Raw genomic sequence first — 25,587 nt, forward strand, 5'->3', positions numbered from 1 at the left:
TTATTGTTAGAGCTGCTTTCTTTTATAAAGTGTTTTTGCTTTGTCTGTATTTGCAAAGTGAAGTTTTGTAGTATGATAAAGTATTCCTTCCCCTTTTGTGTCAATAAGCTGTGCTGCTACTAAGTCAACATGTGCTCCTGCCCCTTTTGGAAGCGTAGTACCAACCGTTTGACTTAACTTATCCATTTCTTTTAAAAAGGCATAGCGAGCAATAATGGAAGCTGCTGCAACTGATAAATGAACTTGCTCTGCTTTTGTTTCAAAGTAAACCTTGTCTTTTACCTGTTCATGTTGGTCAGCAATATATTTAAAATAAGCGTCTGGTTGGACAAATTGGTCAATTAAAATGCCATCATATTCTTGTCCTTCAAGCTTCTTTAATAAGTGAAGCAGCGCTTTATTATGAAGCAGGGCTTTCATTTTCCCTTGATTCATCCCTTGTTTTTGTAAGTTGTTATATTTTTTATTATCAAGAATTAACAGACTGTAAGGGATAACAGATAAAATATTTTTAGCAATTTCAATAATAGCTTTATCTTTTAAATTTTTGGAATCCTGAACGCCAAGCTCTTTAAGAAGTGCTAACTTATTGGTCTCACAAAAGGCTGCAGCGACTGTGATAGGGCCAAAATAATCGCCTGTGCCTACTTCATCTGAACCAATAAAAGAAAGCTGTTCAATATTGTTTGGAATGGAGTAGGCGGTTGTTTTTTTCGGTTTTTTAGGATTACTGCCAGCTGTAAGGTCATAGCTTATCCATTTCGCAGCTTCTTGTTCAGCGCTTTTTCCTTGGAACATGATTTTGCCAGACTTATAAGCAGTTATCGTACAAAAGGGCGTTTTTACGGTGAATGTACTTCCAGGGGGGAGTTTGGCTTGCAAATGTTCCTTGTAATTATTTTTAATTTCTTGCATAATGGTTTCGGATACTTTTAAAACGACATTTGCCATCGGCTTTCATCCTCTCTTGGATTCAAAGTGCTCGCTTCATCTATTATACAGAATAAAGTTAGCAATCAAAACGAGATTTATAATAAATTTCGCTTTATTAAAGGGAAAAACGTGAATATTTTCTTTCCAATCCCTTCGTGTTATGATAAAAAAAGGATTGTTTTGAACGATAGGAGGCTTATTGGTGGCAGAAGAATTGGAAAAAACACGTACAACGGTTGATATATATGATGAGCAATATAACATTGTTGGCTATGAAAGCACAAGCCATGTTCGGATGGTTGCAAGTATTGTTGATGATAAGATGAGGGAAATTAAAGCAAAAAATCCTTATCTTGATACGAAAAAACTTGCCGTTTTAACTGCGGTTAACATTGTGAATGAATATTTAAAAGCAAAAAATAAGCTTGAAAAATTGGAGGAAAAACAGAAAGATGAGGGGCATTTATGATTGATTTAATTTTATTTATTCTCTTGCTTGGAGGGTTTTTTCTTGGTTTAAAAAGAGGATTAATCTTGCAGGTGTTTCATTTAACAGGATTTATCGTTGCTTTTTTAGTTGCTTACCTTTACTTTGACCAACTCGCACCGCATTTAAAGCTTTGGATACCGTATCCAATGGCTGGTGAAGAAGGGGTAGGTACTGTGTTAGAAACATTAAATGTTGAATCAGTGTACTACAGGGGAATTGCCTTTGCGATGTTGTTTTTTGGAACAAAGCTTGTGATGCAAATCATTGGTTCAATGCTTGACTTTTTAGCCGATTTACCAATTTTGCGTACAATCAACGCATGGCTTGGTGGAGCGCTTGGTTTTTTGGAGATTTACTTAGTGATTTTTTTAGTGCTTTATATTGCAGCTATTGTACCTGCTGCACCGCTGCAGCAAGCGTTTGAAGAGTCTGTTATCGCCTCGAATATTGTAAAGCATACACCTATATTTTCAGATAAACTGCAAGAGTTATGGATGAATCATCTTGCGTAAACTTCTCCTTGTGGGGAAGTTTTTTTAGTTAAAGAGTTAAGAAAGTTGGATTTTTGTAAAAAAATCGGTAGGATACTAGTAGAGAGGAATTGTCCCTTGAAAGGTGGAACGGTAATGAACAAAAAAGAAGTGATAAAAACGTTAGAAATAATTGCTATATATATGGAATTAAAAGGTGATAACCCTTTTAAAATTTCAGCTTATCGAAAGGCGGCTGGAGCGCTTGAAACAGACCCGCGAAGCATGGAACAAATTGAAGATCCCGCCGCCTTAAAAGGAATTGGCAAAGGTACAGCCGGTGTAATTAAAGAACTTCTTGAAACAGGGAAAGCAGAAGTATTTGAAGATTTGAAAGAAGAAGTTCCAAAAGGATTAATTCCACTTTTAAAGCTTCCAGGGCTTGGTGGTAAAAAAATTGCAAAGCTTTACCAAGAATTACAAGTCCTTGATTTAGCGTCCTTAAAAAAAGCATGTGAAGAAAATAAAATTCAAGAACTTGCTGGTTTTGGTAAAAAAACAGAAGAGAAGATTTTACAAGCGATTGATGAAATGGGTGCAAGACCTGAGCGGCTTCCGTTAGCATTTATGCTGCCGATAGCTGGTGAAATTGAGCAGAAGCTTAGTGCCATGAAAGGAATTAAACGTTTCTCGCGTGCCGGAAGTATTCGTCGATTTCGAGAAACGATTAAAGATTTAGATTTTATTATTGCAACCGAAGAAGTAGAAGTGGTGAAAGAGCAGCTGCTCGCGCTTGAAGGGATTAATAAAGTAATCGCTAAAGGAGATACAAAAATTTCTGTTGAACTTTCTTATGATTATCCTGTTTCTGTTGATTTTCGTTTAGTAAAACCTGCAGAATTTGCAACAACGCTTCATCATTTTACAGGATCAGAAGCACACAATGTAAAAATGCGTCAGCTTGCTAAAAAACGAAATGAAAAAATTAGTGAATATGGGGTCGAACAGCTGGAAACAGGAGAAGTAATCACATTTGAAAATGAAGAAGCATTTTACAATCATTTCGGCCTACATTTTATCCCCCCTGAACTTAGAGAAGGCACCAGGGAAATAGAGTCCTTTAAAGAAGAGGTAGAATTAATTACACTAGAAGATATAAAAGGCGATGTTCATATGCACTCAACTTGGAGCGATGGTGCCTACACAATTGAAGAAATGGTCCAAGCTGTAAGAAAGAAAGGGTACTCCTATATGGCAATTACCGATCATTCTCAATATTTGAAGGTTGCCAATGGTTTAACACCTAAACGCTTAAAAGAGCAGCGTGAAGAAATTAAAAGGTTAAATGAAAAGTATACCGATTTCACGATTTTTTCTGGGGTGGAGATGGATATTTTACCTGATGGAACACTTGATTATGATGATGAACTTCTTGGAGAAATGGATTTTGTGATTGCGTCGATTCACTCAAGCTTTTCGCAAGATCGAGAAACCATTATGGAACGCTTAACAACAGCGTTAAAAAATCATCATGTTGACTTAATTGCTCATCCGACTGGAAGGTTAATTGGAAAACGAGAAGGATATGATGTGGATCTAGAATTGTTAATTGAAGCAGCGAAAGAGACAAATACAGCGCTTGAATTAAATGCTAATCCAAATCGTTTAGATTTATCGCCATATTGGCTTGAAAAAGCACAAGAAGTGGGTGTGAAGATTATGATTAATACAGATGCCCATAATTTTGAGATGCTTGATGATATGCCAATAGGAGTGGCTTCCGCTCGCAAAGGTTGGATTCGAAAAGAAACCGTATTAAACACAAAAAATACAGAGGAGTTTCGCATTTTTTTAAATCGTCATCAAGAAAACTAATTTAAAGATTTTATAGGAGGCTTTTGTCATTGCTAAAACGTGTGTTACGACTTTTAGAATATGAGAAAATAAAAGAACAATTAAGCAAGCATGCAGCATCATCGTTAGGAAAAGAAAAAGTTACTCAGCTCCTTCCTTCTATTGATATTGAAGAAATTAGACAGCTGCAGGACATAACAGATGAGGGAGCCGTTGTACTTCGTTTGAAAGGCCATGTACCTCTTGGAGGAATTTACGATATTCGTCCTAGCTTAAAGCGTTCAGAAATTGGCGGTATGCTAAATGAAGAAGAACTTCGGGATATTTCTAATACTATTTATGGTGGAAGGCGTTTAAAAAAATTTATTGAAGAAATGAATGAAGATGGTACAGAACTTCCTCTTTTAACCATATTAACTGAACAAATCGTACCAGCAGTAGAGATTGAAAGGGAAATTAACCGCTGTATTGATGAAGATGGTCGGATTCTAGATTCTGCAAGTGACGCGCTTCGAACAGTGCGCCAGCAGCTTCGAACCTATGAGTCAAGAATCCGTGAAAAACTAGAAAGCATTGTAAGATCTTCAAGCTATCAAAAAATGCTTTCTGATGCCATTGTAACGATTCGAAATGACCGTTACGTTATTCCTGTTAAACAGGAGTATCGCAGCGCTTTTGGGGGGATTGTTCACGATCAATCTTCTTCAGGGGCGACATTATTTATGGAGCCGCAGTCGATCGTAACAATTAATAATCAGCTTCGTGAAGCAAAAGCAAAAGAAGTGCGTGAAATTGAAAAAATTTTAAAATATTTAACAGAACAGGTGGCAGAAGAAGCACAAGAACTGCTTCATAATGTAAAAATGCTTTCAGAGCTTGATTTTACATTTGCTAAAGCACATTACAGTAAAGAATTATCAGCTGCTAAGCCTAAAATGAACAATGATGGTTATATTCATTTAAAGCATTCAAGACATCCGCTTATTGCAAAAGAGGAAGTTGTTCCAATTAGTATTGAACTGGGTAACAACTATACATCAATTGTGATTACAGGTCCCAATACGGGCGGTAAAACCGTTACATTAAAAACAATTGGTTTATTAACATTGATGGCCCAATCTGGATTACAAGTTCCTGCTGAAGATGATTGTGAAATGGCTGTTTTTAAGTCGGTATTTGCTGATATTGGTGATGAACAATCAATTGAGCAAAATTTAAGTACATTTTCATCTCATATGACAAACATTGTTGATATTTTAGAAAAAGTTGATCATGAAAGTCTTGTATTATTTGATGAACTAGGGGCAGGAACAGACCCGCAAGAAGGGGCAGCCCTTGCTATTTCAATTTTAGATGATGTATATAAGCGCGGGGCTCGAATTGTTGCAACGACGCACTACAGTGAACTGAAAGCTTATGCTTATAATCGAGAAGGTGTTATTAATGCCAGCGTTGAATTTGATGTTGAAACACTTAGACCTACTTATCGCTTATTAATTGGGGTACCAGGTCGGAGTAATGCTTTTGAGATCTCGCGGCGCCTTGGCCTAAATGAAAATATTATTGATCATGCAAAAGCGCAAATTTCAAGTGATACGAGCAAAGTAAACAAAATGATCGCTTCATTAGAAGATACGCAAAAACAAGCGGAACAAGATATGCTTTATGCAAAGGAGATTCGTGCTGAAGCGGAAGAGCTCCATAAAGATTTACAGCAGCAGCTTCATAAACTTGAGGATGAACGTGATCGCCTTTTTGAAGAAGCAGAAAGAACAGCAGCCCAAGAGCTGAAAAAGGCAAAAGCAGAAGCTGAAAAAATTATGAAAGAACTGCGAAATTATAAGCGTACAACGGTTAAAGAACATCAGCTTATAGATGCGAAAAAGCGACTTGAAGAAGCGAGTCCAAAGCTTAGAAAAAGTAAGAAAACAGCTCAAACAGCAAAGGCAGTGGAAGAAAACTTAAAACCAGGCGATGAAGTGAAAGTGTTAAGCATTGAGCAGAAAGGTCATATTGTTGAGAAAGTAAACGAAAAGGAATTTATTGTCCAAGTTGGGATTATGAAAATGAAAATGAACAGTGCCAACTTGCAAAGAATAAAAGAACAAAAGCAAACCCCAACAAAATCTTTTGTAGCGGTCAAAGGCCGCGATTATCATGTGAAAACAGTACTTGATTTAAGAGGGAAACGTTATGAAGATGCACAGCTTGAAGTCGAGCGTTATTTAGATGATGCAATTCTTGCCGGATATTCTCAAGTTTCTATTATTCACGGAAAAGGAACAGGCGCGTTAAGAAAAGGAGTGCAGGATCTTTTGAAATCTCATTCTCATGTTAAAAGGACAAGAATGGGAGGAGCAGGAGAAGGCGGGACTGGTGTAACAGTAGTTGAGTTGAAATAAACAAAAGGAGTACTTTGCAATGGATAATCTTTTTCAAAATGAATTTATTCAAACGGCAGGACATTACAGTGTTGTTGTGCTATGTATGATTGTATTTTTAGCCGTTTTTGAATTAGTAACGAGTTATCGCAACTGGGAGGAAATTAAAAAAGGAAATGTTTCAGTTGCTTTAGCTACAGGTGGAAAAATTTTCGGGATTGCAAATATTTTCCGTTTTTCAATTCAACATAATGATTCGCTTGTTACAATGATGGGTTGGGGTGTATTTGGTTTTTCACTCCTCCTCATTGGTTATTTTATCTTTGAATTTTTAACACCAAAATTTAAAATTGATCATGAAATTGCAAAAGATAACCGGGCCGTTGGGTTTATTTCAATGATGATTTCTATTGGGCTATCTTTTGTCATTGGATCAAGCATTCATTAAGCATGTAAATAGGGAGTTTAATGTATGGAAACATTATGGAAAGTTTTATTAGTGTGTTGTGGTTTATTTTTTATATCAGGTATTATTTATTTGTTGTTTTTTGTATAAGATTTCATACAGCCTCAAGAGAGTCCACTTTCTTGAGATTATTTTATACAATAAGTTATCATAATTTAATCAATAAAAGGATGTAGTTGAACATTTATCCTTTGTTCAGTGCGTATTAATAAGTGGACGAGCTTTGAATATTTATGTTCTTTAATAAATACATCTTAAACTTTAAAAGGAGAGGTTAAAATGGCGTTATTAGCTGTTTCAAAACAGAGGGCATCCGTTGTGATTACATTAAAAAGCCCGCCTGCAAATGCTTTGTCTTCCAAGCTTATTGAGGAAATTTCACAGGCTCTTGATCGTATAAAAAATGATAAAGATGTAAAAGTAGTTGTTATTCATGGGGACGGCCGTTTCTTTTCTGCAGGAGCAGATATTAAAGAATTTACAAGCGTTACAGACGGAAAAGCTTTTTCTAAAATGAGCAGTCGCGGCCAGGAAGTATTTAATAAAATTGAGAATTTTCCAAAGCCTGTGCTTGCTGCCATTCATGGGGCAGCATTAGGGGGAGGTTTAGAACTTGCGATGGCTTGTCATATGCGCTTTGTAACCGCTGATGCAAAGCTTGGTCTGCCAGAGCTGCAGCTTGGACTTATTCCAGGGTTTGGAGGAACCCAGCGCTTAGCATCATATATTGGAAAAGCAAAAGCAGCAGAGCTAATGCTGACAAGTGAGCCAATAACAGGACAGGAAGCAGTAACGCTTGGTTTAGCAAATGCAAGCTTTGAAAACGAACATCTTTTAGAAAGTGTTCTTAACATTGCATACAAAATAGCAGACAAAAGCGCTCCTTCCATTAAAACGGTTTTAGAACTGCTTACATATACTGCTTTAGATCAAAAGTGGGAGGGAATGAAGCAGGAGTCGCTTCGCTTTGGAGAAATGTATGAAACATATGATGCGAAAGAAGGTATTAAAGCATTTATTGAAAAAAGAAAACCGAATTTTCAGGACCACTAATTCGTAATCGATAAGCAGAAAGCAACTCGCTTGTTTTTTTATAGAGATACGGGTACACTTTAAAATGTAAAGCATAAAATTAGCGAATTTACACATACAAATGATATACTTTGTATGAATTAACCCGTATTAAGAGGAGGAAATGTCGAAATGGCAATAACAAATGTAACAGACCAAAATTTCGGTTCAGAAACAAGCGAAGGATTAGTTCTTGCTGATTTTTGGGCACCATGGTGCGGACCTTGTAAAATGATTGCACCTGTTCTTGAAGAATTAGATGCAGAAATGGGCGATAAAGTAAAAATCGTAAAGCTTGATGTGGATGAAAACCAAGAAACAGCAAGCAAATACGGTGTAATGAGCATTCCAACTCTTTTCGTCATGAAAGATGGAGAAGTTGTTGAACAAATCGTTGGTTTTCAACCAAAAGAAGCGCTAGCACAAGCAATTCAAAAGCATGCTTAACATGTTTTTAAGAGGATAACTCATCTGAGTTATCCTCTTTTTTTATTTGTTTGAAAAATCAGTATTGACATTGAAAATCGTTCTCGATATAATAAGAAACATCCAATAATGAAAATCATTATCAGTAAGGGGAGTCCATTTATGAAGAAGTCAATGTTATTATTTGCATCAATTACACTTGCCGGTTCACTGCTTGCAGCGTGCGGAAATCAAGAAGCAGAAGAACCAAAAGAAGAAACAGTGCAGGAAGAAGCTGCTGATCAAGAAGAAAATGCTCAAAGCGAAGAAGTTGCTCTTGAAGAAACGGCAACTGCAAAACAAGTTGCGGCTTATAAAGCAATAATGGATGAGTTAAACAAAATGAAAGAAGATAAAGAAGTTGACTGGAGCGTTGTGAAGTCTACATATCAAAATGAATTAAAAGCTGAAACAGGAGATTTTGATAATCTTATTACAGCTGGTATTAATGCTGGTAAAGATGGTGAAGGCGACCAAAATGTTGCACGCCAATTAATTGATAAAGGAATACAATCTTACTTCTATTCAAAACAAAAATCATTACATGGTGAAGCAGGAGATGCACTGGCAGCAGGAGATCAAGCAAAAGCTGAAGCAGCATTTGCAGAATTAAAGCATCTTGTAGAAGAAGTTATTATTCCAACAGCTGAAAAGCGTGACGGTTATTACGAGTTAACTGGTGAAGACAGCATGGTTGAAAATATTAATAACGGTCTATCGCTTCAAGAAGAAGCATTAGCAGCAGGAAATGCAGATGATTTCTCTGTTTATAAACAAATGACAGATAAATCTGTTTACCGCAGCTATTATTTAGCAGCAAATTCTTATGCTGAAAAGATTGCAGCAGCAGTAAATGAAGGCAATGCTGATGAAGCAGAATTAAAAATTATGCAGGCAGAAGCATATGGGTTCTATCAAGCCATTAAAGGTTCACTTTCTGGTGGAGATGAAGAAGCGGCAAATAAGTTAGATGAATTATTTAACGCTGCTGTAACAGATGCTAAAACATTAAATGCTGAAGAAGTATCTGATTTATTCTTAAAAGCATTTATCGGTAAAATTACTGGCTATCATGAAAAAGTAGCCGCAGCTTTAGAAGCAGGTGAAGCAGCAGAAGCACGCGTTGAAGCAATGGAAGCGAACGTATTTACAAAAGACATTGAGCTTGCATTAGCGAAAAAGCTTGGTGAAGAACAAACGGCCGAACTGCTTGATCATGCTGCAAAATGGTATGAAGCAGTAGCAAATGAAAATGCTGAAGAAGCAGCATCACATAGTGAAGCAATTGTACCTGTGCTTAAAGGTGTAGTACAATAAAAAAGCCGCAAATGCGGCTTTTTTATTGTTGTGAAGAAAAGATAAACTTGTAAGAATACAGTTGAGGTGTACGCTATGAACATATTAGTCACGGGCGGAGCAGGCTTTATAGGCAGCCATTTAGCAAGGAAGCTGCTAAAAGATTATCAGTTAACAATTGTTGATAATCTTCATGCTTACTATGACCCGCTTCAAAAACAAGCACATTTAAATGCAATCCGAAAGCTCGGCTTACCATTTCAATTTATTGAGACAGATCTTATTAATGAAAGCAGCTGTCAAAAGATATTTGAAGCAAATTCCTTTGATGCAGTTATTCACTTAGCAGCTCTTCCGGGCGTGCCTTATTCTATTCAACAGCCGCATCAATATATTGATCTTGATATTAAAGCGGTTGTGAATATTTTAAAACATGCAGGTGAGGCAAATGTAAAGCATGTATTGTTTGCTTCCTCTTCTTCTGTTTATGGAGATCAGGCCGGGGGGGCGCTTACAGAAGGAATGGCAAATGGTCAAGTTGTTTCCCCGTATGCGGCTGCAAAGTATGGAGCAGAATCATTTTGTCATGCTTATCAATCATTATATGGCTTTCAGCTAACGATTCTGCGCTTTTTTACAGTTTACGGTCCGTGGGGAAGACCTGATATGGCGATTCCTAAATTCATTAAAAAGCTGCTTTATGGTGAACCAATTGAGATATACGGTATACAGTCTGCTAGAGATTATACGTACATTGATGACATTGTTAATGGAATTGAAAAAGCTCTTTTATATTCAAAAGGAAATGAAACGTATAACCTAGGTTTTGGAGAACCGATCTATATGGAAACCCTTCTTAGTCATCTTAAAAAGAGGTTTCCAGAAATGAAAACGATCCAACGACAAACACGTCAAGGCGATGTGAAAATGACGTGGAGTAATATTGAAAAAGCAAAAAACCAATTAGGCTATACACCTCATGTAAATATTGAAGAAGGATTGGATCGCACTATCTCATGGGCAAAACAATATTTCAAAAATTAATTCGAATCGGCAGCTTGCTGTTATTTGCTGTGTTTTTACTGCTAAGTTGGAACTTTTTTGATTTAGCCTTATTATCGAATCAATTATATCAATTGTTTATTCATTACAATTGGCTTTTGTTGATGACAATATGCTACCTATTGGCGTTTATCTGTCGAGCAATTGCTTGGAGGATGTATGGAAAAGAAAAGGCAGCATTTAATGTCTATTTATTGGCGCTTTTCTATAGTCTATTTTTTAATCATTTGTTTCCTGTTAAAGTAGGTGAAGTTGTTCGTATTGGAGTGCTTGCGAAGGAAAAAAATGAATCATGGGATACAGCGATGCATTCAGCTGCAGCAATGCGAGTGCTCGATTTATTATGCTTAGGATTGTTCGCCTTTACCGGTGCCTTTTTTAGTGGAGTCTCATTAAGTATTACTTATTTTTTAAATGTCATGCTTGTATTAGGCCTTCTTGGAATAGCATTTATTTTATTTGTTAAAAAGAAATGGCTTCAATTTTATAAAAAGCATGCAGCCATTTTGAAAGAGGCGTTTTTTCATAAAAAATCAATTGCAATGATCGGCTTAGTAGCATTTAGTTGGGTTCTTGAGGCTGCTGTATTGTATGGTGTTATACAAGCTATTCAGTTGGATTTATCCTTTTTAAAAACAATTTGGGTAAATAGTTTAACAGTCGCCTCACAAGTGTTTCAATTTGCTCCAGGTGGTCTTGCTACATACGAAAGTGTCATGAGCTTTTCGTTAGTTCAAGTTAAGGTAGAATGGCAGAATGCTTATCATCTAGCCATTTTGACTCATGGCTATAAATTTTTATTTTCTTTTATTGCAGGTGGAGCCGCATTTTTATTTCATCCTATTTCACTATCATCTGTCTCGTTATGGAGAAAAAAGAAAGGAGAAAAATTATGAAACAAGCTTCAGGTTTTGAAAAGATCGCAGCTCGCTGCTGGAATATGTTAAATGAAGGAAAGCCCTTTACGCCGATTTTTATCGTTGGAACAATGCTTCTTTACCATATTTCTTCATGGGGAGATTTATTATTTTGGCAGAATATTTTGCTATCCTTTACCGTCATCTTACCGATGGTCGCGATGTATTATATATATGACTTTCCACTGCTGCTTCGAAATTACTTATGGCTGCCATTTGTCGCGTATTTAATGATTTTTAATACATTTCAGTTAAGCTTACTTTTATTTGCGTTAGGATTGTATTTCTTTTTTACAGTCTGGTTTTGGGGGACGTTTTATTATCATCTTCGCATTGGAACGTCATGGTTAAATTTTACAAGGTTTTGGAAGCTCGTGTTAAAAAATAGTGATTCAACAAGTGGAAATGCGCAGGAGCAAATGCCAAAATTTTTATTACTGCTTTCCTTATGGCAGTTGTTTTACGAGCAGTTTGCAGTGCAATCGGCAGCAGCAATCAATTGGCAGTCTTATCTTTTATTTATCGGAGGAGTCCTTCTTTACAGTGTCATTCTTCACCGTAATTTATTTGATTGGAAGCCGAAACAATATACAACCTTTACAAATAATATCCCAATGAACTCTAAAGCGATGAACAAACGCGTCATTACAATTGTGATTGACGGAATGCGTAAAGATCGTTTTCAAGCAGCCGATACACCGTTTTTAGATACTTTAAGAAAAAACGGCACAGAATATACACAAATGGAAACAGTCTATCCGGCAAGAACTGTCGTTTGTTTTACATCGATGATGACAGGCACGTATCCGTATGAACACGGGATAAAATCAAATATGGTTTGGAAGCTTGGCACAAAAGTGGAGACTGTTTTTGATTCGTTAAGAAAAGTCGGAAAAAGCGGCCGTTTGTTAGGAATTGCTCATTTAGTAGATTCGATGGGTGATGATGTTGACACAGTGACAGCTGTTATGAATAACGATGTCGCGGATTATAATATTATTGAACGAGCGAAAGTCATTATGAAAGAGAAAAATCCGGATTTCTTTAAAGTTCAGTTAATTGGAACTGACCAAACCGGTCACAGCCGCGGTGTATTGTATGATGAATATTTAGAAAAAATTGCTGAAGCTGACCGCTTAGTTGAGGATTTTGTAAAGTGGCTTGAGGAAAATGGCTATATGGAAAACACGACATTAATTATTTGTGCGGATCATGGACAAGCAGATGGAATTGGCGGGCATGGTCATTTAGATGAGGGAGAGCGATTTGTACCATTTTTTATGCACGGCCCAACCATTGAAAAAGGGAAAATCGTCGAAGAAAAGCATAGTCTCGTATCTCTTGCGCCAACGATTACTTATTTATTGGGGGCTCCATTTCCAAGTCACAGCCGCGGTCCGGTCTTAACAGAAGCGATTAAAAAGCAGGGAAAGGAAGAAGCTTCATGAAAAGCCAGAAAGTAATTGTATTTTTGCCTGCTCATAATGAGGAAGAATCGATTGCTGAAGTGATAAAAAAAATACCTCGAAAGATTCATCCTCTTGTCATTGTTGAAGTTCTTGTAATTGATGACGGTTCAACTGATGAGACTGTTATGGTCGCGAAAAAAGCAGGGGCAGATTATGTAATTTCTTTACCAGAAAACCAAGGGCTTGGTGCAGCAGTGCGGGAAGGACTTCATCAATGCGATAAACTGGGTGCTGATATTGCCGTTATGATTGATGCGGATAATGAGTACCCGGCATGGCAAATTCCTGATCTTCTTGCGCCGATTTTTAATGGTCAAGCTGATTATACAATGGGCTCTCGATTTTTAGGAACGATCAAAGGAATGAAACTCCATCGCCGTTTAGGAAATTACTTTTTTACCTGTATCCAGTCTCTGCTTCTAAAAAAATGGATTTATGATGGACAATCAGGTATGCGTGCTTTTTCAAAACAAGCAATGCAGCATGCTGACATTATTCATGATTATAACTATGCCCAAGTGCTCACATTAAATTTAGTTCGTAAAGGCTTTCGAGTAAAAGAAATTCCGATTGAATATCACGTTCGTACAAAAGGTCAATCGTTTATTAAATTTAAAGCATATTTAACATCAGTCTTTCCAGCTATTATGAGAGAAATGACACGCCGTATTGAGAAAGTGGAAATTGATCCAGCTGCTCATTTAGTAGAAAAAAGAAACGATGAACGAAAATCTTCTTAAAAAATTATGACAATTTGAGATGAACAGCAGATTAGTTGTTCATCTTTTATTGACAATCAATTTGATAATCATTATCATTATCAATAAGGAGGCAGGCAAATGAGAAAGTTCATCCTAGCTATTATTACACTAGTGATTAGTGTTACATGTTTACAAGAGCAAGTTTATGCTTACTCTTATGGAGATCCAAATGAAGAGGAAGCAGCTGAAGTTTACAAAGAAATGCTTATAAAATTAAATGAAACACCACCAAATTATAAAGATGCTGGAGCCATTTTTGATACGATTAAAGAAGAACTTGATATGCATATGGGTACAGAACCTGCCAAAGCGGTAATTACTCATTTAGAAAATGAAGATAAAGAAGCGGTTATTCGTGATATGGAAAAGATTTTAGTTCTGAACATTTCACGCCGTTTAGAAAACATTGATAAAAACTTTGAAGAATATGATACAAGTAAAAAACTTTTAGCAAAAGCCTTTGCTACATATAAAGCTTTATCCCCTGTTGTAGAAGAGAAAAGTTCAGATGCTAACCAAAAAATAAATGATGCCTTTGAAACAGCGCTTGAATCACTAGGGAATCCTGGATTGTTTGGTGTAGGAGAAAAAGAATCAAATTATAATGGTTTTATGGAAAACAAAGATCTTATATTAACAACATTAAAAGATCTCTTTAATATGAAAAGTGTAGAAGTTGGCCATTTTACAGAAGAGGATTTTGAAGCATCAGAAACCTATAAAAATGAAACATGGACCGATTTTTCTAACTTAAAAAATTGGATTCCGCTTGTCTTGCTGTTAGGGGCAATTGCAGCAGTTGTCATGTATGTAAAGCGGAAAAACAGATAGAAACATTTAAGTAAAAGGCCTTCGTTAAGAAAGGGGATTGAGGATGGAAATACAAGCGTTGTTAATTACATTTCGTGAAGTATTAGAAGCATTGCTTATTGTAGGGATTATCACAACCTATTTAAAGCGAACAAAAAATTCTAAATATACAAAGTATGTATGGTTAGGTGCAGGGCTTGCGGTTCTTGCGAGTGTTGGAGCAGCCATGCTCTTTCAAATTGTATTTACAGGTTTTGCGGCAATGGGAAGTGAAATCTATTTAAAAATAGGTATTATGCTTGTTTCATCTATCCTTTTAACCCAAATGGTATTTTGGATGGCCAAACATAGCAAAGATATGAAAGGTAATATGGAAGGAAAAATGAATCAGTTTATTTCAACTGGTAATATTATTGGAATGGTGATTCATTCTTTTCTCGTCGTATTGCGTGAAGGGATTGAAACAGTCTTTTTCTTTGCCGCTATTACCGGAGGAGATATCGGGAAAGCCCTAGAAGGCTGGGGAGCGATTACAGGTGTCATTATTGCTTCTGCTGTCTCGTATTTCTTCTTTAAAGGAACAATGCGCATTCCTTTAAAAACATTTTTCAAAGTGACGGGTGCTTTTATTGTACTTATTGCAGCAGGTCTTTTAGTTCAAGGGATTTCTGTTATGCAGGATATTAAACTAATCGGCAGTTTAGTTCCTCATCTTTACGACTTAACATGGTTTTTACCAGAACATCCAATTGACCATGCTCACTATTTACGTGATACTGGGGTTGCTCCTATTCTGTCAGGAGATGTTGGAATTTTCTTGAAGGCATTATTCGGTTATTCCTCTATGCCATCAATTGAGGAAGTTGTTGCTTATATTGGTTATTTTGTTGGTATTTATTTATTAGTAAACATAAATGATAACTCTAAAAGTAAAGAAAAGCAGGAAGATGCTCAACAAACACAGGTAAATGTTTTAAAAAATGTTAATGGAGCGAAATAAAGTGGTGAAAGCGAATAACTTATAAAGAGTAAAATAGGCGGGCAAGACGTATACGGTTGTATTCGTCTTGTCTTTTTCTAATATGATTAAAACTTCTAGTTTGGCAGTCACCGCATTGTTATGAGGGGGAATTTAAGTGATAGAGAATGAGTTTTTAGCAACTAAAAAGGGAGGGATGTCTTTAAATAGAGTGGGAAGTGTGCTTTTACTTTTGGTAATAGCTGTCACAAGTTATTTTCGTTTTCAATATGGCAGTTCTTTTGCAAGGTCATGGGATCAAGTAGATTTTGCATTAGCTCTTCATCGATTTGACTTATTAGCCATGCAGCCCCATTTTCCTGGATACCCTTATTTCATATTAGGTGGGCTGTTTTTCCACCAATGGGTGCCGGATGCCGCGCGAGCGCTTGCTGTTTTTAATACGTTCATGATGATGATTGCTTGTTTTCCGATTTATTTTTTGGCAAGGAGACAATTATCGCCTTTTTACAGTTTGCTTTCTTGTGCTGTCGTACAATCGCTTGCCTATTTTTGGATTATGGCAACAGAGTCAATGAGTGAAGTATCGGCAGTTAGTATGTTATGGTGGTATTTATGGAGTTTACAGTTTGCTAAGGAAAAACAAACAGTAAGCAGTACTGTTTTAACGCTTTTTTTATTTAGTATTTTAATGGGAATTCGATTATCTTATGTTATGTTTGGGATTGGTATCATTTTGCTTATTATTTATCAAAGAAAAACATCTCAAACAAAGTATGATTTATGGATATATACGGTAAAATCATTTATCATTGCACTCTTGTTTCAGTTAATATGGGTAGGTGGTCTAGCGGCTTCTGAAGGGAGCATTACAAATTTCATTTCCCTTTCCATTCAATTTATATTTGGACACTTTAATGATTGGGGAGGCGCGGTAACAGCAGAATCAACATCCATTGTTGATCGCTTTTCAATGCTTGTATTTTATAACATATTGTGGATAGGAGTTTGTGGCGAATCTATTTATAGTGCTTTATTTTTAGGGGCAATTGGCCTTTTTTTTATTGTTCATCTGTTTAAAAAACGTTTTTCAATCACTTTTTTAAAAAATATGTATTTTATTATGACTGCCAGTTATTTTTTATGGGCCCTATTTGCCCAAAATATTGAAAAGCCGCGTCATGCGCTACCGTTAATTGCTTTAGTTACTTTCTTTATTGTAAACGATGTTTTAAAACAGCGTTCACAACGAAAAATAAAAACAATTCTTCTCATACTCTTTTTAATAACGCAATCAATAAATGGCTATCAATTTGTAAAAGAAAAAGCTCAAGATGTGCCAGCAGCTTATCAATTAGCGGAATATTTAAGCCGCTATGAGGAGCCTTTTGTTGTATATACATGGGAAGAAGCAAGAATAATGGATTATTTGAAAGCAGATTATCCATATACACGTCTTTTAACCTATGATTATTTTATGAGTGATAAAAGCCAGCGCGGCAATAAAAAAATATTACTTACAAATCATGTGTTAGAAGGCTTTCATAGACAAGGTATGGATGTTTACAATAAAGTAAATGAAGTAAAAACCTTTGTTTCTAACCCTCTGTTTGATCCAGTGTATCATCGGATTACCCTCTATGAGTGGAATGAGGAGAAGTAAGATGCTTAGTTGTTAGTGTGGTTTATGCTATGATTAAGGGTAAACATTTTTAAAAAAGGATGTATGCATCATGGAGCACATTAAACATAAATTAGCCATTTTACCAGAGCAACCTGGTTGTTATTTAATGAAAGATCGACAAGGCACTGTGATTTATGTAGGAAAAGCAAAAGTGTTAAAAAATCGTGTGCGATCTTATTTTGTAGGTTCCCATGATGGAAAAACACAGCGGCTTGTAAGTGAAATTGAAGATTTTGAATATATTGTAACTTCATCTAATTTAGAAGCATTAATTTTAGAGCTTAATCTCATAAAAAAATATGATCCAAAATATAATGTGGTGCTTAAAGATGATAAAACGTATCCCTATATTAAAATTACCGCTGAAGAGCATCCCCGCTTAGTAATTACAAGAAAAGTAAAAAAAGATAAGGGGAAATATTTTGGACCTTATCCGAACGCCCAAGCAGCAAATGAAACGAAAAAGCTGCTAGATCGTCTTTATCCGCTGAGAAAATGTCGTACAATGCCTGATCGTGTTTGTCTTTACTATCATATTGAGCAATGTTTAGGTCCTTGTGTTCATAATATAACAGAAGATCAAAACAAGGAAATGATCGATGGAATTGTGCGCTTTTTGAATGGCGGTCATCAACAAATAAAAAAAGAGCTTGAGCAAAAAATGCTCAAGGCATCAGAAGAGATGAATTATGAGCGTGCAAAAGAATATCGCGATCAAATTCAGCATATTGAAGCGGTAATGGAAAAACAAAAAATGATGATGAGCGATTTAGTGGATCGTGATATTTTTGGATTTTCCTATGATAAAGGGTGGATGTGTGTCCAAGTCTTTTTTGTGCGGCAGGGAAAGTTAATAGAACGTGCAGTTTCTTTGTTTCCGTTCTTTAATAACCCGGAAGATGATTTTTTAACGTTTATTGGCCAATTTTATTTACAAAAAAATTATGTAAAGCCAAAAGAAATCTTTATTCCAAAGGAGATTAATAAAGAACTTGTAGAACAATTATTAGAGGTAGCTGTTTATCAGCCTCAAAAAGGACAGAAAAAAGAGCTTGTTGAACTTGCTGGGAAAAATGCAGAAATTGCTCTTAAAGAAAAATTTGCATTAATTGAGAGAGATGAAATACGAACCATTCGAGCGGTTGAAAACTTAGGAGAGAAACTAGGAGTTTATACCCCTCATCGCATTGAAGCATTTGATAATTCAAATATTCAAGGAACAAATCCAGTTTCAGCGATGGTTACGTTTATTGATGGAAAACCAAATAAGAATGAATACCGGAAATACAAAATAAGAAGTGTAGAAGGACCAGATGATTACGCTTCTATGCGTGAAGTCGTAAGAAGGAGATATACAAGAGTATTAAAAGAAAATGCTCCTCTTCCTGATCTTATTTTAATTGATGGGGGGAAAGGTCAAATTTCAGCTGCATTAGATGTATTAGAAAATGAATTAAATTTAACTATTCCAGTATGTGGTCTTGCAAAAGATGAAAAACACCGAACCTCTCATCTTGTAATGGGCAATCCGCCAGAGGAGATTTATTTAGAACGAAACAGCCAAGAGTTTTATTTAGTGCAGCGTATTCAAGATGAGGTTCACCGCTTTGCAATTACATTTCACCGCGATACGAGAGGGAAAACAATGTTTAAATCAAGTCTTGATGACATTTCAGGCGTTGGAGAAAGACGAAAAAAAGCCTTGCTCAAACACTTTGGTTCCCTTAAAAAAATTAAGGAAGCAAGTGTGGAAGACATTCAAGCCCTTTCCATTCCAGAAAATGTGGCTAAAACAATTGTTGCCCATTTTCAACAGGAAAAATATTTTTTTTAGTATAACAGGTTGCTATTTTAATAGAATTTAGTTATAATGAAAAAAATTTTATATAACCATACTTCAATTTTATGATGAAGTGATGGTAGAGGCGCGAAAACCATTAGTAAGCTTTTGAAGAGAATGAGCTCTAGTGAGAAAGACTGAAAGGGGAATTCGCCGAAGTGGAAAGAAGCTCATTATCTTGAAGCTGGACCTGTATTGAATAAGTGCAGGGCTGTCACACAATCTTCTCCCAAAGATTGTGTGGAGAACTATCTCACGACGGGGAAAGGAATTTTTTTCTTTTTTCTATTGGTATAAGCGATAACAGCAGTGAGGGTTCTTCCTTCCTGCTGTTTTTTTATTGCCTCTCGTGAGACTTGGCTTTTAAAGTCAATAACATAAGAAAGCGCAAAGAGAGGATGACGATTATGGCATTAATTGTCCAAAAATATGGTGGAACATCAGTTGGAACAGTAGAAAGAATTAAAAATGCAGCAAAACGAATTAGTGAAACTGTAAATGAAGGAAATCGAGTAGTAGTTGTTGTTTCAGCAATGGGAAAATCAACTGATCAGCTTGTAAACCTTGCAAATGAAATAACAGAGCAGCCAAGTAAACGTGAGATGGATATGCTTTTAACGACTGGAGAACAAGTTTCTATTTCTCTTTTAACAATGGCTCTTCAGCAGTTAGGTTATGAGGCTGTTTCTTTAACAGGCTGGCAGGCGGGAATTCAAACAGAAGATTGCTTTGGGAATGCACGGATTACAGCCATTCACACAGAACGAATTCAAGAAGCATTACGTTTAAATAAAATTGTTGTTGTTGCTGGATTTCAAGGAGTCACAGCTGGTGGGGAGATTGCCACACTAGGACGAGGCGGATCAGATACAACAGCCGTGGCTTTGGCGGCCGCATTGAAAGCTGAAAAATGTGAGATTTTTACAGATGTTAAAGGTGTATATACAACCGATCCGCGCGTTGTTTCACATGCTCGTAAACTAGAGGCAATTTCTTATGATGAAATGCTTGAAATGGCTAACTTAGGTGCAGGTGTTTTACATCCAAGAGCGGTTGAATTTGCAAAAAATTATCATGTTACGTTAGAAGTGCGTTCTAGTTTAGAAAAGGAAAGCGGAACAATTGTCGAGGAGGAACCAACTATGGAGCAAAATCTCATTGTGAAAGGTCTAGCCTTTAAAAGTAATATAACAAAAGTAACCGTTTCTGGCATGCCTAATCGCTTAACAACGTTAGCGGATGTATTTACATTACTCGCCTCAAATGGTATAAATGTTGACATTATTATTCAAGAAGCAAACGGAGAGACAGTGAATATTTCTTTCTCTATTAGCAGCGATGTGTTAGACGATGCTTTACAAGTACTAGAAAGTAACCGCAGTCGTCTAGCCTTTGAAGCAATTTACCATCAACAAGAATTAGCTAAAGTTTCAATTGTTGGTTCGGGTATGATCTCAAATCCAGGCGTGGCTGCGCAAATGTTTGATGTGCTTGCAAATAGTGGGGTAATGATCGAAATGGTAAGTACTTCTGAGATAAAAATATCAACAGTGGTAGCGCAAGATAAAATGACAACGGCAATTGAAGGACTTCACGAAGCGTTTAAGTTAGATTTAAGGGAGCCAATTGCCCAGTAATACTATAAAAATATAATGTGATAGCAAAAGAGGGAAAGGGTAATAAGCAAAATATTGGCTTGTTTTCCTTTACGCTTCATGAGAAAATAATACGCTGTAATTAATAAATGAAGGAGCTGGAACACAATGAACTTTGGACAACTGCTTACAGCCATGGTGACGCCTTTTAATGAGCAAGGAGAAATCGACTTTAATGAAACAACTAACTTAGTAAACCATTTGATTGAGAATGGTTCAGACGGACTTGTTGTCGCAGGCACAACAGGAGAGTCGCCAACCTTAACATCTGAGGAAAAGTTAGCCCTGTTTCGTCATGTTGTTAAAGTTGTTGACGGACGCGTTTCAATTATTGCTGGTACTGGGAGCAACAATACAAAAGCAAGTATAGAGTTTACAAAAAAGGTAGAAGAAATTGGTGTAGATGGTGTCATGATTGTTGCCCCTTACTATAATAAGCCGAATCAAAAAGGGTTGTATGAACATTTTAAGGCAATTGCGGCTGAAACATCTCTTCCTGTCATGATATATAATATTCCAGGGCGTACATCTGTGAACATGACAGCAGAAACAATTATTGAACTCTCTAAAATTAAAAATATTGTGTCTGTAAAGGAATCAAGTGGAGACCTTGATCAAATGAGTGAAATTATTGAACATGCCGAAGAAGGTTTTACATTATACAGTGGCGATGATGGATTAGCATTACCAGTTCTTTCAATTGGAGGACAAGGTGTTATTTCAGTAGCATCCCATGTAGTAGGTTCAGAAATGAAACAAATGATCAAACTGTATAGCGAGGGACAAATTCAAAAAGCAGCTTCCCTTCATCGTAAGTTACTTCCTGTTATGAATGAACTGTTTAAGCATCCTAATCCTATTCCTGTAAAAGCTGCGCTTGCATTAGATAGTATTAAAGTAGGTTCTGTTCGTTTGCCTCTTGTCCCGGTAGATGATGAAGCATGTCAATCTATTTCTCAGTGCTTAGAGGATTTTCGTTTGCAAGTTAAATAAAGAAGACTAATTTTTAAATTAGTCTTCTTTATTTATTAGAACTATTATTTTGTTACAGCTTCATCTTTTCGATCAGATTTAACAATAAATTGCATCGCTTTACGCTTGGGCTGTTCAAAGGTTTCTGTCATGAAATTGGTTTGCTGCTGGATTTGTTCAGCTAAAAAGCCAGCTTCTAACTTGAATGAACTGTTTTCGAATTTAGGAATAAACTCAAAATGTTTTTCTTGTTTTTTATCTTTCGTGAGGTGCAGTTCACCCCAAGCTGCTTTTTCAAAAAAGTGAGTAATGTCCTCTATTGTTTGAAGTGGAAATTTTCTTGCTAATGCTTTTCCAGCCCAATATAAAATTGCTTCTTGTTCTTTTCCAAGAAGTTCAGGAATTAATTCGTTTCGTAAGATCTTATAAGCAAATGAAGATATCATTTCTGTTTCAGTATTGCTTTGTTTTTGATCATTCATTGTGATGCATCCCCCATTTCTGCATTTCACTTTATTATAGCGATAAAAGCAAAATTCATCTAGAGCTCTAAATAAATGTGAAAAAGTAAGTATGCAGGATCAATCCATCAAAAATATTTAAAAAACGTCTAAAATTCAGAATAAGTGATGTACGCGTTTTCTTGACGGTAATAATTGAGGGGAGTACAATAAACTTGTCAGATTTTATCGATTACATACAAAAAGAGTCAAAGGAAAGAGTAAAGCGGCAGCATTATTTTTAAAGGTTAAACAACTTCATTTTCGTTAAAGGGGGCAAATAAAAACATGGCTGCAAGTCGCGATTACGTGAATCGAAAGCTTCATTCATTATTAGGCGTTATTCCACTAGGGGTCTTCTTGATCCAGCATTTAACAGTAAACCATTTCGCAACAAGAGGTGCAGAAGCATTTAATGCAGCGGCACATTTTATGGAAACTTTACCGTTTCGTTATGTGCTTGAGACATTAGTTATTTTTCTTCCGCTTTTATTTCATGGTATTTATGGTGTGTATATCTCTTTCCAAGCAAAAAACAATGTAAGTCGATACGGGTATTTCCGTAATTTTATGTTTTTACTTCAGCGTATAACAGGAATTATTGCATTAATTTTTATTACATGGCATGTTTGGCAAACGCGCGTACAAGCGCAGTTTGGCGCGGATGTAAACTATGATATGATGGCAAATATTTTAGCTAGTCCGATTGCTGTTGTTTTATATTTAATTGGTGTTATTTCTGTGATTTTCCACTTTTCAAATGGACTATGGTCTTTCTTTGTCAGCTGGGGACTTACAGTGACGCCTCGCTCTCAAAAACTATTTTCCTATGTCACAATGGCTATTTTTGTTGCGCTATCCATCGTAGGAATTCGAGCTATTTTCGCATTCATCTAATTGAAGAACGAGTAGGTTCTAAGGGGGACTAGTATTATGAGTAAAGAAAAAATCATTGTGGTCGGCGGCGGCTTAGCAGGTTTAATGGCAACAATTAAAGCGGCCGAAGCAGGTGTAAATGTTGAATTGTTTTCTGTTGTACCAGTTAAACGTTCACACTCCGTATGTGCGCAGGGCGGCATTAATGGTGCGGTTAATACAAAAGGTGAAGGGGATTCACCATGGATCCACTTTGATGATACCGTATATGGAGGAGACTTTCTTGCCAATCAGCCTCCAGTAAAAGCAATGTGTGAAGCAGCACCGGGGATTATTCATTTAATGGACCGGATGGGGGTTATGTTTAACCGTACTCCTGAAGGACTTTTAGATTTCCGCCGCTTTGGTGGAACACAGCATCACCGTACGGCCTTTGCTGGTGCAACAACAGGTCAGCAGTTATTATACGCGCTCGATGAGCAGGTGCGTCGTCATGAAGTGTCAGGTCTTGTGACGAAATATGAAGGCTGGGAATTTCTTTCTGCGGTTGTTGATGATGAAGGCGTCTGCCGCGGCATTACAGCGCAAGACTTAAAAACAACAGAAATTAAAACATTTGCAGGAGATGCTGTCATTATGGCAACAGGCGGCCCTGGAATTATCTTTGGTAAATCAACAAACTCTGTCATTAATACAGGTTCTGCCGCGGCTGCCCTTTATCAGCAAGGTGTCACATATGCAAATGGAGAATTTATCCAAATTCATCCAACCGCGATTCCAGGGGACGATAAGCTTCGTCTTATGAGTGAATCAGCGCGTGGTGAAGGTGGACGTGTCTGGACATATAAAGATGGAAAACCGTGGTACTTCCTTGAAGAAAAATATCCGGCTTATGGAAATCTTGTACCGCGTGATATTGCTACACGTGAAATTTTTGATGTTTGTGTCAACCAAAAGCATGGAATTAATGGCGAAAATATGGTGTACTTAGATCTTTCCCATAAAGATGCGAAAGAACTCGACATTAAACTTGGCGGGATTATTGAAATCTATGAAAAATTTGTAGGGGAAGACCCGCGTAAAGTGCCGATGAAAATCTTCCCTGCTGTTCACTATTCAATGGGTGGAATGTGGATTGATTATAATCAAATGACAAATATTCCAGGTCTTTTTGCGGCGGGCGAATGTGATTATTCACAGCACGGTGCCAATCGTTTAGGGGCAAACTCATTGCTTTCAGCTATTTACGGCGGAATGGTTGCCGGACCAAATGCGGTTCAGTATATTAAGGGTCTTGAAAAATCGAGTGAAGATATTTCAAGTACAGTATTTGAACGTCAGCAGAAAAAAGAACAGGAAAAGCTTGATAACATCCTTGCGATGGATGGAAATGAAAATGCTTATGTTCTTCACAAAGAGCTTGGCGAATGGATGACCGATAATGTAACTGTTGTGCGTTATAATGATAAGCTGCTTCAAACCGATGAGAAAATTCAAGAGTTAATGGAGCGCTACAAAAAGATTAATATTAATGATACATCAAAATGGAGCAATCAAGGTCCTAGTTTTACGCGTCAGCTTTGGAATATGCTGCAGCTGGGACGCGTGATTACGCTTGGTGCTTATAACCGAAATGAAAGCCGCGGTGCCCATTACAAACCTGATTTCCCAGACCGTAATGACGAAGAGTGGTTAAAAACAACGATGGCTTCCTTTAATTCAGAGAAAAATGCACCAGAATTTTCATATGAAGAAGTAGACACATCGTTAATTCAACCTCGTAAACGTGATTATACGAAAAAGTCTCAAGCCGCGGGGGGTAAAAAGTAATGAGTGAACAAAAGACCGTTAAATTTATTGTGACACGTCAAGATGGTACTGAATCGGCCCCTTATCAAGAAACATTTGAAATTCCATATCGTAAAAATATGAATGTGATCTCGGCATTAATGGAAATTCGCCGTAATCCTGTTAATGATAAAGGGGAAAAAACCACGCCAATTCAATGGGATATGAACTGCCTTGAAGAAGTGTGTGGTGCTTGTTCAATGATTATTAACGGCAAACCACGCCAATCCTGTACAGCGCTTGTTGATCAGCTTGAGCAGCCAGTGCGCCTTGAGCCGATGAGTACATTTCCAGTTGTTCGTGATTTAGTTGTTGACAGAAGTCGGATGTTTGATGCCTTAAAGAAAGTAAAAGCATGGATTCCAATTGACGGAACTTATGATTTAGGACCAGGACCGCGTATGCCGGAGACAAAGCGTCAGTGGGCATATGAATTATCCAAATGTATGACATGCGGCGTTTGTCTTGAAGCCTGTCCGAATGTAAACAGCCGTTCGGATTTTATCGGACCAGCACCGCTTTCACAAGTGCGTTTATTTAATGCCCATCCAACAGGAGAAATGCATAAAGAAGAGCGTTTAAACGCATTAATGGAAGATGGTGGTCTTGCAAACTGCGGAAACTCACAAAACTGTGTCCAGTCTTGTCCAAAAGGAATTCCATTAACAACATCAATTGCAGCATTAAACAGAGAAACAACACTGCAGTCATTTAAAAACTTTTTTGGCAGTGATAAATAGTTTTTAGGATCTCTTCTAAAATTAGAAGAGATCCTTTTTATTGTTCAT

At 36.8% G+C, this 25,587-nt stretch carries 23 protein-coding genes and 1 riboswitch; of the genes, 21 read left to right on the plus strand and 2 right to left on the minus strand.

Going from position 1 to position 25,587, the window contains the following annotated elements; all coding sequences use genetic code 11:
* Positions 1-6: 6 nt before the first annotated feature.
* On the minus strand, positions 7-951 hold the full coding sequence (gene rnhC, locus DS031_RS01905; protein WP_113804228.1) for a ribonuclease HIII: 945 nt from the start codon (positions 949-951) through the stop codon (positions 7-9).
* Between the two features lie 184 nt (positions 952-1,135).
* Here rnhC and zapA point away from each other — a divergent pair, with 184 nt between their 5' ends.
* The 18 genes from zapA to dapA all read left to right on the plus strand — a co-directional run bounded on the left by zapA (position 1,136) and on the right by dapA (position 21,596).
* Positions 1,136-1,402, plus strand: coding sequence for a cell division protein ZapA (gene zapA, locus DS031_RS01910; protein WP_113804229.1), 267 nt, complete (start codon positions 1,136-1,138; stop codon positions 1,400-1,402).
* A complete protein-coding gene (locus DS031_RS01915; protein WP_113804230.1) occupies positions 1,399-1,935 on the plus strand; it encodes a CvpA family protein in 537 nt (178 codons plus the stop codon). Before zapA ends, DS031_RS01915 begins: the two co-directional genes overlap by 4 nt.
* 114 nt (positions 1,936-2,049) lie before the next feature.
* A complete protein-coding gene (polX, locus tag DS031_RS01920; RefSeq protein ID WP_113804231.1) occupies positions 2,050-3,768 on the plus strand; it encodes a DNA polymerase/3'-5' exonuclease PolX in 1,719 nt (572 codons plus the stop codon).
* A gap of 29 nt (positions 3,769-3,797) precedes the next feature.
* Positions 3,798-6,149, plus strand: coding sequence for an endonuclease MutS2 (locus DS031_RS01925; protein ID WP_113804232.1), 2,352 nt, complete (start codon positions 3,798-3,800; stop codon positions 6,147-6,149).
* A 19-nt stretch (positions 6,150-6,168) separates the two neighbouring features.
* Positions 6,169-6,576: a DUF350 domain-containing protein gene (locus DS031_RS01930; protein ID WP_113804233.1), complete on the plus strand. Its 408-nt coding sequence runs from the start codon at positions 6,169-6,171 to the stop codon at positions 6,574-6,576.
* A gap of 297 nt (positions 6,577-6,873) precedes the next feature.
* A complete protein-coding gene (locus tag DS031_RS01935; protein WP_113804234.1) occupies positions 6,874-7,647 on the plus strand; it encodes an enoyl-CoA hydratase in 774 nt (257 codons plus the stop codon).
* A gap of 150 nt (positions 7,648-7,797) precedes the next feature.
* Positions 7,798-8,112: a thioredoxin gene (gene trxA / locus DS031_RS01940; RefSeq protein WP_113804235.1), complete on the plus strand. Its 315-nt coding sequence runs from the start codon at positions 7,798-7,800 to the stop codon at positions 8,110-8,112.
* 141 nt (positions 8,113-8,253) lie between these two features.
* Positions 8,254-9,447, plus strand: a complete 1,194-nt coding sequence (locus DS031_RS01945; RefSeq protein ID WP_113804236.1) for a hypothetical protein — start codon at positions 8,254-8,256, stop codon at positions 9,445-9,447.
* Between the two features lie 75 nt (positions 9,448-9,522).
* Positions 9,523-10,470 (plus strand): NAD-dependent epimerase/dehydratase family protein, encoded by a 948-nt coding sequence (locus DS031_RS01950; RefSeq protein WP_113804237.1) that lies wholly within the window; start codon positions 9,523-9,525, stop codon positions 10,468-10,470.
* The gene (locus DS031_RS01955; RefSeq protein WP_113804238.1) at positions 10,443-11,384 is read left to right on the plus strand and encodes a lysylphosphatidylglycerol synthase transmembrane domain-containing protein; all 942 of its coding nucleotides are present in this window, start codon (positions 10,443-10,445) and stop codon (positions 11,382-11,384) included. Before DS031_RS01950 ends, DS031_RS01955 begins: the two co-directional genes overlap by 28 nt.
* Positions 11,381-12,853, plus strand: coding sequence for an alkaline phosphatase family protein (locus DS031_RS01960; RefSeq protein WP_113804239.1), 1,473 nt, complete (start codon positions 11,381-11,383; stop codon positions 12,851-12,853). The genes DS031_RS01955 and DS031_RS01960 overlap by 4 nt, the downstream gene beginning before the upstream one ends.
* A complete protein-coding gene (locus tag DS031_RS01965) occupies positions 12,850-13,614 on the plus strand; it encodes a glycosyltransferase family 2 protein (protein WP_113804240.1) in 765 nt (254 codons plus the stop codon). Before DS031_RS01960 ends, DS031_RS01965 begins: the two co-directional genes overlap by 4 nt.
* Before the next feature lie 99 nt (positions 13,615-13,713).
* Positions 13,714-14,466 carry a hypothetical protein gene (locus DS031_RS01970; RefSeq protein WP_113804241.1) on the plus strand — a complete coding sequence of 251 codons (753 nt, stop codon included), beginning with the start codon at positions 13,714-13,716 and terminating at the stop codon, positions 14,464-14,466.
* Positions 14,467-14,509: 43 nt separating this feature from the next.
* A complete protein-coding gene (locus DS031_RS01975; RefSeq protein WP_113804242.1) occupies positions 14,510-15,445 on the plus strand; it encodes an FTR1 family iron permease in 936 nt (311 codons plus the stop codon).
* Between the two features lie 136 nt (positions 15,446-15,581).
* Entirely contained in the window at positions 15,582-17,087 is a 1,506-nt protein-coding gene (locus DS031_RS01980) for a glycosyltransferase family protein (protein WP_113804243.1), read from the plus strand.
* 67 nt (positions 17,088-17,154) lie between these two features.
* A complete protein-coding gene (gene uvrC, locus DS031_RS01985; RefSeq protein ID WP_113804244.1) occupies positions 17,155-18,942 on the plus strand; it encodes an excinuclease ABC subunit UvrC in 1,788 nt (595 codons plus the stop codon).
* 78 nt (positions 18,943-19,020) lie between these two features.
* Positions 19,021-19,207: riboswitch (Lysine riboswitch) on the plus strand.
* A 148-nt stretch (positions 19,208-19,355) separates the two neighbouring features.
* Positions 19,356-20,585, plus strand: coding sequence for an aspartate kinase (locus DS031_RS01990; protein ID WP_113804245.1), 1,230 nt, complete (start codon positions 19,356-19,358; stop codon positions 20,583-20,585).
* Positions 20,586-20,711: 126 nt separating this feature from the next.
* On the plus strand, positions 20,712-21,596 hold the full coding sequence (dapA, locus tag DS031_RS01995; protein WP_113804246.1) for a 4-hydroxy-tetrahydrodipicolinate synthase: 885 nt from the start codon (positions 20,712-20,714) through the stop codon (positions 21,594-21,596).
* A gap of 44 nt (positions 21,597-21,640) precedes the next feature.
* On the opposite strand, the gene DS031_RS02000 is transcribed toward dapA, so the two are convergent.
* Positions 21,641-22,057: a YslB family protein gene (locus DS031_RS02000; RefSeq protein ID WP_181832962.1), complete on the minus strand. Its 417-nt coding sequence runs from the start codon at positions 22,055-22,057 to the stop codon at positions 21,641-21,643.
* Between the two features lie 306 nt (positions 22,058-22,363).
* Between DS031_RS02000 and DS031_RS02005 the strand changes: the two genes are divergently transcribed.
* Genes DS031_RS02005 through sdhB form a run of 3 tightly spaced genes read left to right on the plus strand, consistent with a single transcriptional unit; the run spans position 22,364 to position 25,539 of the window.
* Positions 22,364-22,972: a succinate dehydrogenase cytochrome b558 subunit gene (locus DS031_RS02005; protein WP_113804247.1), complete on the plus strand. Its 609-nt coding sequence runs from the start codon at positions 22,364-22,366 to the stop codon at positions 22,970-22,972.
* Positions 22,973-23,008: 36 nt separating this feature from the next.
* Complete coding sequence (sdhA, locus tag DS031_RS02010) at positions 23,009-24,781, plus strand: succinate dehydrogenase flavoprotein subunit (RefSeq protein ID WP_113804248.1); 1,773 nt, start codon at positions 23,009-23,011, stop codon at positions 24,779-24,781.
* Entirely contained in the window at positions 24,781-25,539 is a 759-nt protein-coding gene (gene sdhB, locus DS031_RS02015) for a succinate dehydrogenase iron-sulfur subunit (protein WP_113804249.1), read from the plus strand. Before sdhA ends, sdhB begins: the two co-directional genes overlap by 1 nt.
* Positions 25,540-25,587: the final 48 nt, after the last annotated feature.

Source organism: Bacillus taeanensis, assembly GCF_003318295.1.
Lineage (GTDB): Bacteria > Bacillota > Bacilli > Bacillales > UBA6769 > Maribacillus > Maribacillus taeanensis.

Coding starts and splice junctions, on each gene's coding strand:
- rnhC (WP_113804228.1), bottom strand. CDS start 951: ATGGCAAATGTCGTTTTAAAAGTATCCGAAACCATTATGCAAGAAATT.
- DS031_RS01915 (WP_113804230.1), top strand. CDS start 1,399: ATGATTGATTTAATTTTATTTATTCTCTTGCTTGGAGGGTTTTTTCTT.
- polX (WP_113804231.1), top strand. CDS start 2,050: ATGAACAAAAAAGAAGTGATAAAAACGTTAGAAATAATTGCTATATAT.
- DS031_RS01930 (WP_113804233.1), top strand. CDS start 6,169: ATGGATAATCTTTTTCAAAATGAATTTATTCAAACGGCAGGACATTAC.
- DS031_RS01935 (WP_113804234.1), top strand. CDS start 6,874: ATGGCGTTATTAGCTGTTTCAAAACAGAGGGCATCCGTTGTGATTACA.
- trxA (WP_113804235.1), top strand. CDS start 7,798: ATGGCAATAACAAATGTAACAGACCAAAATTTCGGTTCAGAAACAAGC.
- DS031_RS01945 (WP_113804236.1), top strand. CDS start 8,254: ATGAAGAAGTCAATGTTATTATTTGCATCAATTACACTTGCCGGTTCA.
- DS031_RS01950 (WP_113804237.1), top strand. CDS start 9,523: ATGAACATATTAGTCACGGGCGGAGCAGGCTTTATAGGCAGCCATTTA.
- DS031_RS01955 (WP_113804238.1), top strand. CDS start 10,443: ATGGGCAAAACAATATTTCAAAAATTAATTCGAATCGGCAGCTTGCTG.
- DS031_RS01960 (WP_113804239.1), top strand. CDS start 11,381: ATGAAACAAGCTTCAGGTTTTGAAAAGATCGCAGCTCGCTGCTGGAAT.
- DS031_RS01965 (WP_113804240.1), top strand. CDS start 12,850: ATGAAAAGCCAGAAAGTAATTGTATTTTTGCCTGCTCATAATGAGGAA.
- DS031_RS01970 (WP_113804241.1), top strand. CDS start 13,714: ATGAGAAAGTTCATCCTAGCTATTATTACACTAGTGATTAGTGTTACA.
- DS031_RS01975 (WP_113804242.1), top strand. CDS start 14,510: ATGGAAATACAAGCGTTGTTAATTACATTTCGTGAAGTATTAGAAGCA.
- DS031_RS01990 (WP_113804245.1), top strand. CDS start 19,356: ATGGCATTAATTGTCCAAAAATATGGTGGAACATCAGTTGGAACAGTA.
- dapA (WP_113804246.1), top strand. CDS start 20,712: ATGAACTTTGGACAACTGCTTACAGCCATGGTGACGCCTTTTAATGAG.
- DS031_RS02000 (WP_181832962.1), bottom strand. CDS start 22,057: ATGAATGATCAAAAACAAAGCAATACTGAAACAGAAATGATATCTTCA.
- DS031_RS02005 (WP_113804247.1), top strand. CDS start 22,364: ATGGCTGCAAGTCGCGATTACGTGAATCGAAAGCTTCATTCATTATTA.
- sdhA (WP_113804248.1), top strand. CDS start 23,009: ATGAGTAAAGAAAAAATCATTGTGGTCGGCGGCGGCTTAGCAGGTTTA.
- sdhB (WP_113804249.1), top strand. CDS start 24,781: ATGAGTGAACAAAAGACCGTTAAATTTATTGTGACACGTCAAGATGGT.